The following is a 14666-nucleotide window of genomic DNA, read 5'->3' on the forward strand; positions in this document are numbered from 1 at the left end:
CCCCGGCACGAAGACAACTCAGCCAACGACGGAGAACAACCGCCGCCGCGCCCCCAGCAACGCGACGGAGGCCAGCACCAGCCCCACCCCCATCGTGACCAGCAGCGGGCTGGGGTTCCCCGGCACCAGCCCGGCCACCGACCGTGAGGCGGTGCCCAGGGCGAGGTAGAGACCGGCCCAGGCGGCCGCGCCGATCGTCGCGCAGCCGAGGAATCGGCGGTACGACATCCGCAGCCCGCCGGCGGCCAGTGGCAGCAGCGCGTTGAAGACGGGCAGGAACGGCGCCACGACCATCATCCGGCCGCCGCCGCGGCGCAGGATTCCTTCCGCCGCCGTCCAGCGGGTCTCACCGATCCAGCCGCCGACGCGGCTGTGGCGCAGTCGGTCGGAGTAGCGGCGGCCGATCAGGAAACTCAGCGACCAGCCGGCCAGGCAGCCGATCAGCACCGCGGTGAAGGTGGCCAGCCCGGTGCTCGGGCGGCCGACCCCGACGGCGGCGAGGATCGCGATGTCGCCGGGAATGAGGACACCCAGCAGGGGTACGGCGTCGAAGAGCATGACGAGCCCGAGCGCACCCATCAGCAGCAGAACCGGTAGTTCTCCGATCTGGGCCAGCCATTGCGTCATGCGTCGACGCTATGGCCGGCGCGCCACTTCGGACATCGGGTCGTAGCCCCCAGTCACCCCTGGTATCCACCTCGGGGTCGCCCCTGAGTGGGAACCCTGGCTCAGGCGGGGCGCAGCACCTGCACGTGGCGTAGCGACGAGTCGACCGACGGTTCGGTGGTGGGCACCGGGTAGTCGGCCAGCACGGTCAGGCGGTCCGCCGGTAGGTGTCCGCGGCCGGGGTCGCCGACCAGCACGTCGGCGCCTGCGGCGGCGGCCCGCTGTAGGAAGGGCAGCATCCGGTCGGCCATCGCGCGGTCGTAGAAGACGTCTCCGGCGACCACCAGGTCGACCTTCGCCTCGGTGCTGTCGAGCAGGTCGTCCCCGGTGGCGTCGACGGCGACGTGGTTGGCCCGCGCGTTGACGGTGACGGCGGCGACGGCGTACGGGTCAATGTCGTTGGCGACCACCTCCGCGGCGCCGGCCAGCGCGGCGGCGATGGCCACCAGCCCGGACCCGGCGGCGAGGTCGAGCACCCGGCGGCCGGCGACCAACTCCGGGTGGTCCAGGAGGTGACGGGCCAGGGCTTGTCCTCCGGCCCAGGCGGACGCCCAGTACGGCGCCGGCAGCGCGTGCCCGGCGGCCGCCTCCATCCGGGCCCACCAGACGATCGCGTCCTCGGCCAGGTGCAGCCGTACCTCGGGGACGAACGGGGTGGGCATCAACCGGAGCCGGTCCAGACCGGCGCCGGGTGCGTGGATCTCGCGTTCCAGCTCGGTCAGCGCGTCGGCAGCGGCATCCTTCATCGGCGCAAGCATGCCCCAGCGGCGGTTGGTCGGGGCGGGTTTCGCATGCCGCCGCGCAGAGTTCACCCGAGTTCAGTCAAATACCTACGGCACTTCGGCCAGCGGATCGGGGTTTTGCCCGTTACTGTCGAACAGGTACGGGCGATCATCGGCCAGAGGCCGAGGGTCAGCCGCTTTGAACAGGGAGAGATGCATGGCAACCGGCACGGTTAAGTGGTTCAACTCGGAAAAGGGCTTCGGCTTCATCGAGCAGGACGGTGGAGGGCCGGACGTGTTCGTCCACTACTCCGCCATCGCTTCGAGCGGCTACCGGGAGCTCAACGAGGGCCAGAAGGTCGAGTTCGAGGTGACCCAGGGGCAGAAGGGTCCGCAGGCGGACAACGTCCGCCCGATGTAGCTCCGTGCCGGTGACGGCGGCCGGTCTCCGGCCGCCGTCGCAGCGCACTCAAGACGCCGCCGGGGCGGCGGGCAGGTCCCGCCGCCTCCGGATTGGCCCGACCAACAGAATCAACGGGGTGAGCGCCAGCCAGGCGGTCATCCCGACTATTGCTGTCTCGACGCCGTAACGTGCGCCGATCGCACCGGCCAGCACGGCTGCCACCGGGATCGTGCCGTAGTTGAGCAGGTGCATGCTCACCGTCACCCGGCCCAGCAGGTGGTGCGGCGTGTAGGTCTGCCGGAAGGCGCCCTTGACCACGTTGCCGATGGCCACCCCCAGGCCGATCAGCAGACCGCCGAGGGCCGGCCAGGCCAGCCCGACGCCGGGTGCGGCGAGCGGGATGAGCAGCGCGGGCGGGCCGGTGAGCACCGCCGCGATCAGCAGGGCCCGTGCGGTGCCACAGCGCCGGGCCACAGTGGTGGCGAGCAGCGCGCCGATGATCCCGCCAGCGCTCATCACCCCGACGAGCCCGCCCACCAGGCCCGGTTCGAGACGCAGTTCGCGGACCAGGAAGACCACCAGGACGGCCTGGTAACCGGTCAACCCGATGTTGCTGGCCGCGCCGAAGACCGTGAGCACCCGCAGGTACGGGTCCCGGACGACGAAGCGCAGCCCCTCGGTGATGTCGCGGCGCAGCGATCGGGACCGCTCGGACGGGCGTACGCGGGGCTCGCGGGTGCGGATGCGCAGCAGGAACACCGCGGAGAGCAGGAACGTGAGCGCGTCCAGCAGCAGTGCGGCGACGGCACCGATGAGCTGGGCGATCAGGCCGGCGAGGCCGGGCCCGACGACGTAGCTCGCGGTCTGGGTCGCCTGGAGCTTGGCGTTGCCCTCCGCCAGTTGCCCCGGTCGCAGCAGCACCGGCAGGTAGACCTGGTCGGCGGTTTCGAAGAAGACCCGCGCGGCGCCCGCGCTGAGGGCGACCACCAGCAGCTGCGCGACGGTGAGCCGGTCCAGCAGGGCGGCCAGCGGCACGCTGAGGAAGGCCGCCGCGCAGAGCAGGTCGCAGATCACCATCACCGGCCGACGGGGCAGCCGGTCGACCCACGCGCCGGCCGGCAGGCCGATCAGCAGCCAGGGCAGCCACGCCGCGGCGGTGAGAACCGCCACCTGGAAGGTGCCGGCGTCGAGGACGGCGACCGCGACCAGGGGCAGCGCGACAGTGGTGACGTTGCTGCCGACGCTGCTGACCGCCTGGCCGGCCCAGAGCAGCCGGAAGTCGCGGTGGCGCAGCAACCCTCCGGTCGGCCGGACGTCGGTGGGGTCGTCGCGGGTGGCGGTGGTCACGGTCGGGCCGGTACGCCGTGGACGAAAACGAAGACCGTCCTGCGGTCGGCGTCGTCGTCGGGCAGGTCCCGGTCGGCCCAGCGCCTGAGGAGATCGATCATCTCGCGGCTCAGCTCGGCCAGCTCCTCGGGCGTGAGTCGCAGCCAGTGGTCGGTGGAGAACGGCGCGTCGTTCCAGGTGGCCTGGGTGGTCTCGTCGGCGGCGTGCCAGGCCCGGGCCAGGGCGACGTGCCGGTCCAGGTTGAGCGAGGTGGCGGCGTCGGCGACCGCTCGGTCGGCCGGATCGGCGTCGAAGTCGACGTTGGACCAGCGCAGCGCCCGGTTGACCAGGCGCCACCACCGCTCGCGCCGGTCCCTGGCGAACTCGGGCGCCTCGGTGACCAGGTCCGCGGCGGCGAGGACCTTGAGGTGGTGGCTGACGTTCGCGGGGGCCTGGTCGGTGCGCTCGGCGAGCAGCCCGACGGTGGAGGGTCCGTGGACCTTGAGCACGTCCATCAACCGGCGGCGCAGCGGGTGGGACATGGCGGCCAGCACCCGGGAGTCGCTGATCTGGCGTACGTCAGGTCTGTCCATGCCAGCAGCCTGACATCCGCAACGCCTGTTGCGCAACATCTATTGCTCAACAGTCGTTGCGGATTGCGTCAAGAGGGGCGGCCCGGCGGCTACGAGCCGCCCCTCGCTCAGGCGACGAGCCGCCGGGCCAACTCGTCGGCTACCTGCTTGGCAATCGTGGGTGGGATCGCGGCCGCGATCTCCTCCGGCGTCAGCCCGGCCAGCACGCCCTGGATGATCGCCTCCTCGTCGGTGAAGTCCCGGTTGGACAACGCCGTCAGCGCGGCCTGCAGGGCGGTCAACTGGACGCCAAGCGACGTCAGCGTCGGGTGCGCCGAGACGAAGTTCGGGACTGTGGCATCCTCACCCATCGCCATCCGGGTGTAGATCTGCCCGACCGGGTTGCGGCCGTCCAGCACTGTGAGGTTCTTGTGGACGGTGGCCAGCCAGTTGTGTTCTTCGGGGGTCATGTCGTCGTCCTCCAGGAGTCCGATGGAGCTGAGGTAGCGGCGGAACAGGGGCCGCTGGTCGCGGCCCGCCTTGATGGCGTCGCGGAAGAAGCTGAAGTGGGTGTGCCAGCGGTGTGAGCTGTCGCCGCTGGTGCGCTTGCCGAGGCGATCCCACCGCTTCACCGTGCTGCCGTCGAGGCTGTAGATGATCTCCCGGATGTCCCGGGTGTCGGCCGCGTTCGCGGTGCACTGCGCGACGCACCACGCCGAGAAGCTGGCCAGGGTGTTGGTACGGCCACCGGAGCGGACATCGAACATGCCGACGTCCAGCGCCGCCGCGTCGAGGGTCAGCCCGGCCCGGTCCCGGGGCGACTCGACCACCGAGTAGTCGTTGGTAACCACCCGGTCCGATCCGCAGTGGTAGCCGCCCCGGTGGGCCGGGTCGCCGACGATGCCGACCTCGCCCGGCTCCAGGTCGTCCGGCCCGGGGGCGTTGTCGAGGTGAGTGAGGAGGAGGCTTCGGACGGCCAGGAGATTAGCCGGGGCCCGGGTCATGGGGTCCCCCTTTCCGAGAGGCGGGGACCGGGCACGACGTCACACCGCGTACGCGGTGCTGGGCTTTGGGACGAGCCCGGCCTACTGGTGCACGGCGCCGGGCGTTGACTCAACCATAGCCCGCAGTTTCGGCAAATGCCCAGCTCAGGATGGGTCTGTTCAGATTGGAGGCTGCGGCGGGGCAGAGTGGACGATCGGCAACACCAGCGCCGAGGGGTGAGTCGGGTCGTGCAGAATCTGCCGCCGGCCGGCACACAGCGTCACCGCCGTGCCGAGGGGTTCCCCGGTGCCGGGGTTGCGGGCCCACCGTGGATGGGCGCCACCGGAGACCTGCACCCGCAGTCGGTGCCCGGCGGCGAACCGGTACGCGGTCGGCCAGAGCGGCACCGGAATCCGCAGCGCTCCGGAAGAATCGGCCGGGAAGCGCTCGGGTGTGACCCGCACCAGACCGTCGCACACGTTCCACGAACGACCTCGGCGGTCCACGTCGCACAGACGGACGAAGACGTCCAGGTACGGCAGGTCGCTGCGGACGTGGATCTCGGCGTGGACCGGGCCGATCACCTCGACCGGCCCGGTCAGCGGGGCGCTGGTGTAGGTCAGCACGTCGGGGCGGGCCTCGACGCGCCGGTTGTCCACCGGGCCGGCCCGCTGGGCGACGAGCAGTGGCCCGCCCAGTGACGGGGTGGGGTCGGCGGGGTCGTAGCGGAACTCGTCAGGTGTCGACACGACCGGCGGGCGCGCCGCCAACTCACCACCGGGTTGCAGGTGCCAGGCGGTCTCGACCGCCGGTGGCGGCCAGTCCGGCAGGTCCCGCCAGCCACCGCCGGCGCCGCTGACGTGCAGCCGGACGGGCGCCGCGGTGGGCCGCGCCCGTCCGCGCGGCCGAGGCGCGGCGGGCAGGCGCTCGTCGAGCCAGGCCAACCCCTCGCGCAGCGCGGCCACGAACAGTCCGGGGCTGCCGTGCGTCCACGGGCCGATCACCAGGCGCAGCGGGGTGCCGGCGGCGCGCAGAACGGCGTGGTCGTCGAGCTGGGCGGGCAGGAAGATGTCGTGCCAACCGGTGACCATGACCACCGGCGCCCGCACCTTCGCGACCTGGTCGGCGAAGACCCGGGTCCGCCAGTACGCGGCCTGCGGGGTGTGGTGGCGCAGCCACTCCTGGAAGAACGGGATGGTCACGCCGGTGGCCACCCGGTCGGCGTCGGCCAGGGGCAGGTGCTCCAGCGCGGCGGCCAGCCGGGGTTGCCCACGCTTGAGCTCCCACTGCCGGGCCAGCCACGGCACGGTCTGCGCGTGCAGCAGCTCCGCCCAGGTCAGCACGGTGTCCAGGGCGAAGGACTCCCCCGCGTACGTCGAGTCGCGGGTGGCCGAGGCGGTCACCACGGCGACCATCGCCCGCAGTTCCTCGCCGGCGTCGGCGGCCAGCGCCCACTGCGCGAAGCCCTGGTAGCTGACCCCGAACATGCCGAGTTGCCCGGACCACCAGGTTTGGCGACGCAGCCAGTCCAGGGTGTCCGCGCCGTCGTCGCGCTCGTGCACCAGCGGGGCGAACGTCCCGCCGGAGCCGCCGGTGCCCCGACAGGACTGGATCACCGCGTGGCAACCCCGCGCGGCGAGCAGCCGACCGAGCAGTCGCAGGGGCCCGCCCCGCCCGTAGGGGGTGCGGATCAACACGGTCGGCGCGTCGCGGACGGCCGGGGCGTAGTGGTCGGTGCGCAGCACCACACCGTCGCGGGCCCGCACCGGGAGGTCCCGACCGACCCGCACCGGGCCGGGACGGGTGGGAGGCAGGCGCAGCGCGGCGCTGGCGAGGCGGGTGACGGGGTCCGGCAACGGTCAGCCCGTCGGGCGGCGGGGTGGCTCCGGCCGGGCGGCGCGCACCGCGTCCCGGTGCCCCCGCAGCGACTCGCTCATCTCCGCCATGAAGCGGTGCACGATCTCCAGCTCGTCCTCGGCGAAGCGTGCCATCACCGTGTCGGTACGGGCGCCCAGCGGCTGGAAGAACTCCATGGCCAGGGCGGCGCCCTGGTCGGCGTAGTGCAGCAGCACCTTGCGCCGGTCGACGGTGTCCCGGTCACGGCGGATGTGCCCGGCGCGTTCCAGCCGGTCGATCAGGGCCGTGACCGAGCCGGAGGAGAGGTTCAGCTGCTCACCGAGGCGGCCGGGGGTGATCGGGTCACCGAGCAGTTCGGCGTCCATCACCGCGATCAACGCCTGCAGGTCGGTCGGGTTGAGGCCGTGCAGGTTGGCGAAGGCGTGGCCGACCTGTTGGGCGTCCACCGCGTACCGCCGAAGGTTGTTGGTGATCTCCGCGACCAGCTGCTCGCGGCGCGTGTCGCGCCGTCGGTACATGCCGTGAGTCGCCACCTCGCGCCGCTCTTCCCGTCGTCGGTCCCCCGGGTTGCAGCATAGAACAGCCCTCGATAATCTCGGCTATCAAGATACTCGACTAGCGAAAGACCTTGGGGTTCCCTGATGTCCGTGTTCGCCAGAGTCGCTCGCGGCCGGCTGGCCGCCTGGCTCACCGTTGCCGCAGCGATCGTCGTGGGCGCGGCCGTCTTCGGAACGCCCCAGCCGGACAACCCGGCGCCGGTCTCCGCCACCGGACTGTCCGTGCGCTGGCAGTCGACCCAGGTGCAGCGTCTCCAGGACCAGTTGCCGTCGCGGGACGTGCAGCCGGCCATCGTGGTGGTCAGCCGGGGCGACGGCGGCGCGCTGAGCGAAGCCGACCGGGCCACCGTCGGCGTGCGCGCCCAGGACCTGCGCCGCTTCGCCGTGGGCGGGCAGGTCAGCCCCGCACAGGTCTCCCCGGACGGCGCGGTGGCCCTCGTCGCCGTGCCGCTGGACACCGCCGGCGGGCAGGAGGTCGTCACCGACACGGTGACCCAGCTACGCACCGCCCTGGCGGACCTGCCCGACGGCCTGACCGTCGAGGTGACCGGCGCCCCGGCCTTCACCGCCGACCTGTCCTCGGTCTTCGACGGCGCCGACGTCACACTGCTCGCGGTGACCGCCGCCGTGGTCGCGCTGCTGCTGCTGATCACCTACCGCAGCCCGTTCCTGTGGATCGTGCCGCTGGCCGTCGTCGCCGCGACCGAGCAGCTCACCCTGCGCGCGGTGGACGTCATCGTGCCGGGCGTCGGCATCAACCTCCAACAGGGTCAGGTCACCGGCATCGCCAGCGTGCTGGTCTTCGGCGCCGCCACCGACTACGCGCTGCTGCTCATCGCCCGCTACCGGGAGGAGTTGCGCCGCGAGGAGGACCGGTTCGCGGCGATGCGCGCCGCCCTGCGCCGCACCGCGGAGCCCATCCTGGCCAGCGGCGGCACAGTCGTGCTCGGCGTCCTCACCCTGCTGCTCAGTGAGCAGGAGACCAACCGGGCGCTGGCGGTGGCCTGCGCCACCGGTGTGGTCTTCGCCATGCTCTCGGCCCTGTTCGTGCTCCCCGCCGTGCTGGTGCTCTTCGGTCGCGGCCTGTTCTGGCCGTTCGTACCCCGGGTCGGCGGCCCGGTCCGCGAGGGCCGCCTCTGGGGTCGACTCGGCGCCGCCGCGCAACGCCGCCCGGTGGTGGTCGCGACGCTGGCCACAGTGCTGCTCGGCGGCCTGGCACTGGGTGGGCTGGGCATCCGCACCGGCCTGTCCGAGACCGAACAGTTCCGCGCCGAACCCGAGGCGGTGACCGGGGCGCAGACCCTGGCGCGGGCCTTCCCCGCCGGCAGCACCCAACCCGTCGCGGTGATCACCACCCCGGCGGCGGTGCGGGCGGTCACCGACGCCGCCACCGCGGTACCCGGTGTCGCCTCGGCGCGCCCCGGCGACGCTGGCGCGGCCGTCGCCCAGGTCGACGTGGTCCTCGACGCCGAACCCGGCACCACCGCCTCGGACCGGGCGATCGAGGCGCTGCGCCAGGCCGTCGCCGCCGTTCCCGACTCCGCGCCGCCGGCCGCCACCGGCGCCGACGCCCCGTCCGGGGCGATCGTCGGTGGCTCCGTGGCCGCCACCTACGACTCCGACGAGGCCAACGACCGGGACCTGCGACTCATCCTGCCGATCATCCTGCTGCTGGTCGGCGGCGTGCTCGTGCTCCTGCTGCGTGGCCTGCTCGCGCCGCTGCTGCTGGTGCTCACCGTGATCGCGTCGTTCTTCGCCAGCCTCGGCGCGGCCTGGCTGCTCTTCGACCACGTGCTGGGCTTCCCCGCCCTGGACAGCGGTGTCCTGCTGCTCGCCTTCGTGTTCCTGGTGGCGCTCGGGGTGGACTACAACATCTTCCTGGTCACCCGGGCCCGGGAGGACGCCCGCACCGCCGGCACCCGCGCCGGGATGCTTTCCGCCCTGCGGGTCACCGGCGGCGTCATCACCAGCGCCGGAGTGCTGCTCGCCGCGGTCTTCGCCGTGCTCGGCGTGCTGCCGCTGATCACCCTGACCCAGATCGGCATCATCGTCTGCATCGGTGTCCTGCTCGACACCCTGCTGGTCCGTACGGTCCTCGTGCCGGCGCTGGCATTCCTGCTCGGCGACCGCTTCTGGTGGCCCGGCCGCATCACCCGCGACCCGGTGGAGACCACCCCGCGGTCGCCCGAGCCGGTCGCCGCGCACGACTGACCGACGCGTCGGGGCCGTGGCGTATCCGTCGCGGCCCCGACGAGGTCAGTACGCCAGGCAGACGCACTCGTTCATCAGCGCCCGCACGTTGCGCACGTACGACGGGTTGGGAATGGCCAGCGGCTTCCCCTCCTGTGCCACCGCGCCGTGCCCGAAGTTGTACGCGGCGATGACCGCGTTGAGCAGGCAGGAATTCAGCGCGCTGGTGCACAGTGCCGGGTCGAGACGGAAGTCGGACTCGAAGTACATGTCGCCGATGTACTTCGTCGCCCAGGCCAGGTAGGTGGCGCCCAGGTAGGCGTTGTCCTGGTAGGCGTCGATCTTGTAGCTCTTCTCGAACCGCTGGTTCATCCAGCTCGCGGTGGCCGGCATCACCTGCAACAGCCCGACCCCACCGTCGCAGGCGTAGATGTTGGACTGCCAGCCGCTCTCCTGCCAGGCGGTCGCCTTGAGCAGGGTGAGCGGGATCTTGATGTCTGGCGCCGAGACCGGCCAGTAGGTGCGGTCGGCCGCGTCGGTCAGCGCCGCCTTCACCTCGGCCCGGGTCGCCTTGGTGCCCTTGTAGGTCGGCTTGCAGGAACTCGGCGCCGGCTTCGGGGGCGCCGGCGGAACCTCGGTCTCGGTGGGCGGCTTCGGCACCGCGCGCGGTTTCGGTGCCCGGGTCGGCTTCTTCGTCGGCTTCGGGGTCGCGCTACGACTCGGCGCGGCGCCCATCGACTCCACGGCGCTCACCGACGGGCTCGGTTCCTCGCTGACCTCGTCGGACGGGGCATCCGTCGGCCCGTCGGTGACGGCGACCGGCGCGGCCACGTCCTGCGGGCTCTCCCCCTTGGCGGCGCAGCCGACCATGGCGCTCGCCAGCAGGAGCCCGGCGAGCACCGCGGCGCCCAGCCGATCGGTCCGTCGAACCATGCCGTTGCCTCCCCCGGTGTGATTGTCGCCGCACCCTAACAAGGCTCGACCGGTCGGCGGTGCCCCTGCGACGGCCGCCGGGACTGGTCCACCGGCGGCTGACCATCCCCCACCGCCCGGTCCCGGGTCGCCCAGGCGACCATGAACACCACGGTCCAGAGCACCCCGAGCAGCACCGCAGCGGCGGTCCCGCTCGCCGTCTCCAGTCCCAGGTAGAGCCGCGCGCCGCCGATCCCGAGCACCCCCGCCGCGGCGGTGGTCCAGGCGGCCACGGCCACCGGCCAGTGGGCGCCGCGCGACACCAGCCAGGCCAGGGTGCAGAAGCTCGCCGCGACCACGGCGTTCTGGGTCGAGAGCGGGCCCACCTCACCGCCGCCCGGGGCGGTCCCGTTCGGGCCGGTCACCTCGGCCACCACGGCCAGCACCACAAGCGGCACGAACGCGCCGACAGTGCCGACCACGCTGAGCAGATCCGTCCGCCAAGGTCGGTTGCGCCACGCCAGCACCGCCGCCACCACGGCCACCAGCAGGATCAGCACCGACCCACGTACCACCGACACCACGACCAGCGTGGCATCGGCGGCGTCCGGGGTACGCCGGGCGGCGAACCACCCCGCGATGGCCCCGTCCAGCGCGGCCAACCCACTGTTGCGGACCGCCACCGCGAGCAGACCGGCGATGGCGAGCCCGGCGGCGAACAACAGCAGCAGCCCGGCGGCCAGATTCAGCAGCAGCGTCCAGGCCGGGCCGATCCGCATGGCCACCAGGAAGAACAGCACCCCGTAGCGGGCGGTGAGCCACCGCACCGGCGGCACCGCGCCCGCCCGGGACAGCAGCGCACGCACCGGATCGGGGTTACGCCCCAGCCAGCGGCCGACGAGCACCACACCCACCAGGCCGGCCAGCAGCAGGAACGCCACCCCGGTGGCCCGACCGAGCAGCCGGGAGACCGTGTCGTACGACTCACCGGCGAGGTGACCGAGCAGCACGGAGCCGCTCACCCAGGTCGCCACCCCGGCCAGGTTCCACAGGGCGAACCGCCGGTACGGCATGTCTGCCGCACCGGCCAACCGGGGGACCAGGGTGCGGGCGAAAGCCACCCATCGGGCGGCGAACACCCCCCGCCCACCGAGGCGGGCGAGCATGGCGTCGGCGCGGGCCCACCGCTGCGGCCCGACCCGGTGCCCCAGTCCGGCGCGCAGCCGAGGGCCGTACCGCCGCCCGGCGCGAAAGGCCAGCCCATCGCCGAGGACCGCCGCGACGATCATCGCGAGCAACGCCGGCCCGAGCCGCAAGGTACCGTTGTAGGTGAGGAAGCCGACGAGCAGCAGGGTAGCCTCACCCGGCACGAGCAGGCCGAAGATCACCGCGGTCTCGCCCGCCACGATCAGCGCGGCGACCAGGTAGATCCACAGGGTGGGCAGACCCTGCACCCAGGTCAGCAGGTCGTGCACTCAGGCCCCCGGGACACGGGAGCCAGCATGCCAGCCGGACGAACCACCGGCACAGCGGTTTCACCATAGATCAGGGGCACCTGGGGGTGACCCCGACGCAGCCTGCGCGAGCGCGGGCGGAAGGATAGAGGGTATGCAGCTTCGCACCGACCTCCGCAACGTCGCCATCATCGCTCACGTCGACCACGGCAAGACCACCCTGGTCGACGCCATGTTGCGGCAGGCCGGCGCGTACGGCGCCCGCGGCGAGAACACCGAGCGGGTGATGGACTCCGGAGACCTGGAGCGGGAAAAGGGCATCACGATCCTGGCCAAGAACACCGGTGTGCGCTACCTGCCGGCGGACGGCTCCGACCCGGTCACCATCAACATCATCGACACCCCCGGCCACGCCGACTTCGGCGGCGAGGTCGAGCGCGGTCTGACCATGGTCGACGGCGTGGTGCTGCTCGTCGACGCCAGCGAGGGCCCGCTGCCGCAGACCCGCTTCGTGCTGCGCAAGGCGCTGCGGGCCCGGATGCCGATCATCCTGGTGATCAACAAGGTCGACCGGCCCGACGCCCGGATCAAGGAGGTCGTGGACGACACCTACGAGCTCTTCCTCGACCTGGACGCCGACGAGGAGCAGATCGACTTCCCGATCGTCTACGCGTGCGCCCGCGACGGCATCGCCTCGCTGACCCAGCCCGCCGACGGCTCGGTGCCCGAGGACAGCACCTCCCTGGAGCCGCTGTTCCGCACCCTGCTGGACACCATCCCGGCACCCTCGTACGAGGACGGCGCGCCGCTGCAGGCCCACGTCACCAACCTCGACGCCTCGCCGTTCCTCGGCCGGCTCGCGCTGTGCCGGGTCCGCCAGGGCACCATCAACAAGGGTCAGACGGTGGCCTGGTGCCGCACCGACGGCAGCACCCAGCGGGTCCGCATCTCCGAGATGCTGATGACCGAGGGCCTGGAGCGCACGTCGGCCGAGACCGCCGGCCCGGGCGACATCATCGCCGTCGCCGGCATCCCGGAGATCATGATCGGTGAGACCCTCGCCGACGTCGAGAACCCGGTCGCGCTGCCGCTGATCACCGTCGACGAGCCGGCCATCTCGATGACCATCGGCACCAACACCTCGCCGCTGGTCGGTCGGCTCAAGGGCTCCAAGGTCACCGCGCGGATGGTCAAGGACCGGCTCGACAAGGAGCTGATCGGCAACGTGTCGCTGCGGGTGCTGCCCACCGAACGCCCGGACGCCTGGGAGGTGCAGGGCCGCGGCGAGCTGGCGCTGGCCATCCTGGTCGAGCAGATGCGCCGGGAGAGCTACGAGCTGACCGTCGGCAAGCCGCAGGTGGTCACCCGGGAGATCGACGGCAAGATCTGCGAGCCGGTCGAGCGGCTGACCATCGACGCCCCGGAGGAATACCTGGGCGCGATCACCCAGCTCCTCGCCACCCGCAAGGGCCGGATGGAGCAGCTGGTCAACCACGGCACCGGCTGGATCCGGATGGAGTGGCTGGTTCCGGCGCGTGGCCTGATCGGCTTCCGCACCGAGTTCCTCACCGACACCCGGGGCACCGGCATCCTGCACCACGTCTTCGAGTCGTACGAGCCGTGGTTCGGTGAGCTGCGCACCCGTAACAACGGCTCGCTGGTCGCCGACCGGGCCGGCGCGGTCACCGCCTTCGCGATGACCAACCTGCAGGAGCGCGGTCAGCTCTTCGTCGAGCCGACCACCGAGGTGTACGAGGGCATGATCGTCGGGGAGAACTCTCGCTCCGACGACATGGACGTCAACATCACCAAGGAGAAGAAGCTCACCAACATGCGGCAGTCGACCTCCGACGAGACCGAGAAGCTGGTCCCGCCGCGCAAGCTCACCCTGGAGCAGGCGCTGGAGTTCTGCCGCGAGGACGAGTGCGTCGAGGTCACCCCGGCCACGGTGCGCATCCGCAAGGTGGTGCTCGACCAGCAGCTGCGGGGCCGGGCCACCGCCCGCCGCAAGCACGCGGGCTGACCCCACCAGCACCCGACACCGGGCGCGTCGGCCGCTTGCGGCCGGCGCGCCCGTCGCTTTTTCCCCCCGACGGGTACGCGAGCCCGCCCACCCGTGATCGGCTACGGTCACCGGCATGACCTGGGATGATCTCGACGCCCACCTGGACCGGGTGCCCGGCACCGTCTCGGCGTACGTGGGGCGGCTCGACGCGCCGCCGGCCTTCACCCGCCACGCGGACGCCGCCCACTACGCCGCGAGCACCATGAAGGTGGCGGTACTCGCCGCCCTGCACCGCGCCGCAGAGGCCGGCACCCTGGACCTGGACGCCCCGGTCCCGGTCGTCAACGAGTTCGACTCCGCCCAGCCCGGCGCACCCCGATTCGCCAACGCGCGGCCCTACGACAACGACGACGCGGTCTGGGACCGCATCGGCGGCACCGCGTCGCTGCGCTGGCTGGCCGACCGGATGATCGTGCGTTCCAGCAACCTCGCCACCAACCTCGTCCTCGGCCACGTCGGGCTACCCGCGGTCGCCGAGGTCTGGGCGCTCGCCGGGGCCCGCAACAGCAGCACCGGCCGCGGCATCGAGGACTTCGCCGCCCGCGAGGCCGGCATCACCAACACGGTCACCGCCGCCGACCTGGCAGCCCTGCTCGGCGCACTGGCCGCCGGCGCCAACACCCCCGGCCGACTCGCCTCGCCGGCCGCCTGCACCACGATGCTGGACGTCCTGCTCGCCCAGGAACACCGCGAGGACCTCGCCGCCGGCCTGCCCGAGGGCACCCGCATCGCGCACAAGAACGGTTGGGTACGCGGTGTCCGCCACGGCGCCGGCCTGGTGCTGCCCGACGACGCCCCGCCGTACCTGATCGCCGTCTGCACCACCACCGACCTGGCGGGGGGCGACGACCAGGTGGAGGACGACGCCTGCCTGCTGCTCGCGCACATCTCGGCGCAGGTCTGGGCCGCCCGCCACCGGCTCTGACCCACAGCCTCGGCGCCAAGGCCAGCGCCGCCG

General features: G+C 72.4%; 13 protein-coding genes. 4 read left to right on the forward strand and 9 right to left on the reverse strand.

The window, feature by feature from the left end; genetic code table 11:
• Positions 1 to 18: 18 nt before the first annotated feature.
• Positions 19 to 627 (reverse strand): DedA family protein, encoded by a 609-nt coding sequence (locus KBX71_RS31340; RefSeq protein ID WP_210821350.1) that lies wholly within the window; start codon positions 625 to 627, stop codon positions 19 to 21.
• A gap of 101 nt (positions 628 to 728) precedes the next feature.
• Positions 729 to 1412, reverse strand: coding sequence for a methyltransferase (locus tag KBX71_RS31345; protein WP_374102671.1), 684 nt, complete (start codon positions 1410 to 1412; stop codon positions 729 to 731).
• A 193-nt stretch (positions 1413 to 1605) separates the two neighbouring features.
• On the opposite strand from KBX71_RS31345, the gene KBX71_RS31350 reads away from it, so the two are divergent.
• Positions 1606 to 1809, forward strand: coding sequence for a cold-shock protein (locus KBX71_RS31350; RefSeq protein WP_007462771.1), 204 nt, complete (start codon positions 1606 to 1608; stop codon positions 1807 to 1809).
• A 48-nt stretch (positions 1810 to 1857) separates the two neighbouring features.
• Here the strand turns inward: KBX71_RS31350 and KBX71_RS31355 are convergent, their stop codons facing one another.
• The 5 genes from KBX71_RS31355 to KBX71_RS31375 form a co-directional block, all read right to left on the reverse strand.
• Positions 1858 to 3138 (reverse strand): MFS transporter, encoded by a 1281-nt coding sequence (locus tag KBX71_RS31355; RefSeq protein WP_210821351.1) that lies wholly within the window; start codon positions 3136 to 3138, stop codon positions 1858 to 1860.
• The gene (locus tag KBX71_RS31360) at positions 3135 to 3710 is read right to left on the reverse strand and encodes a helix-turn-helix transcriptional regulator (protein WP_210821352.1); all 576 of its coding nucleotides are present in this window, start codon (positions 3708 to 3710) and stop codon (positions 3135 to 3137) included. Before KBX71_RS31360 ends, KBX71_RS31355 begins: the two co-directional genes overlap by 4 nt.
• A gap of 107 nt (positions 3711 to 3817) precedes the next feature.
• Positions 3818 to 4693 (reverse strand): hypothetical protein, encoded by an 876-nt coding sequence (locus KBX71_RS31365; RefSeq protein ID WP_210821353.1) that lies wholly within the window; start codon positions 4691 to 4693, stop codon positions 3818 to 3820.
• A 159-nt stretch (positions 4694 to 4852) separates the two neighbouring features.
• Positions 4853 to 6529 carry a CocE/NonD family hydrolase gene (locus tag KBX71_RS31370; protein WP_210821354.1) on the reverse strand — a complete coding sequence of 559 codons (1677 nt, stop codon included), beginning with the start codon at positions 6527 to 6529 and terminating at the stop codon, positions 4853 to 4855.
• A gap of 3 nt (positions 6530 to 6532) precedes the next feature.
• Complete coding sequence (locus KBX71_RS31375; RefSeq protein WP_196925474.1) at positions 6533 to 7048, reverse strand: MarR family winged helix-turn-helix transcriptional regulator; 516 nt, start codon at positions 7046 to 7048, stop codon at positions 6533 to 6535.
• A gap of 123 nt (positions 7049 to 7171) precedes the next feature.
• Between KBX71_RS31375 and KBX71_RS31380 the strand changes: the two genes are divergently transcribed.
• On the forward strand, positions 7172 to 9298 hold the full coding sequence (locus tag KBX71_RS31380; protein ID WP_210821355.1) for an efflux RND transporter permease subunit: 2127 nt from the start codon (positions 7172 to 7174) through the stop codon (positions 9296 to 9298).
• Positions 9299 to 9343: 45 nt separating this feature from the next.
• Here KBX71_RS31380 and KBX71_RS31385 read toward each other — a convergent pair whose 3' ends face one another.
• Both KBX71_RS31385 and KBX71_RS31390 read right to left on the reverse strand, forming a co-directional pair.
• On the reverse strand, positions 9344 to 10210 hold the full coding sequence (locus tag KBX71_RS31385) for a lytic transglycosylase domain-containing protein (protein WP_210821356.1): 867 nt from the start codon (positions 10208 to 10210) through the stop codon (positions 9344 to 9346).
• A 35-nt stretch (positions 10211 to 10245) separates the two neighbouring features.
• Entirely contained in the window at positions 10246 to 11664 is a 1419-nt protein-coding gene (locus tag KBX71_RS31390; protein WP_210821357.1) for a DedA family protein, read from the reverse strand.
• A gap of 133 nt (positions 11665 to 11797) precedes the next feature.
• Between KBX71_RS31390 and typA the strand changes: the two genes are divergently transcribed.
• Together typA and KBX71_RS31400 are read left to right on the forward strand one after the other, a co-directional pair.
• Positions 11798 to 13666 carry a translational GTPase TypA gene (gene typA, locus KBX71_RS31395; RefSeq protein WP_210821358.1) on the forward strand — a complete coding sequence of 623 codons (1869 nt, stop codon included), beginning with the start codon at positions 11798 to 11800 and terminating at the stop codon, positions 13664 to 13666.
• Positions 13667 to 13781: 115 nt separating this feature from the next.
• Positions 13782 to 14633 (forward strand): serine hydrolase, encoded by an 852-nt coding sequence (locus KBX71_RS31400; protein WP_210821359.1) that lies wholly within the window; start codon positions 13782 to 13784, stop codon positions 14631 to 14633.
• The last annotated feature ends 33 nt before the right edge of the window (positions 14634 to 14666 follow it).

Source organism: Micromonospora sp. D93 (genome assembly GCF_018070365.1).
GTDB lineage: Bacteria > Actinomycetota > Actinomycetes > Mycobacteriales > Micromonosporaceae > Micromonospora > Micromonospora ureilytica.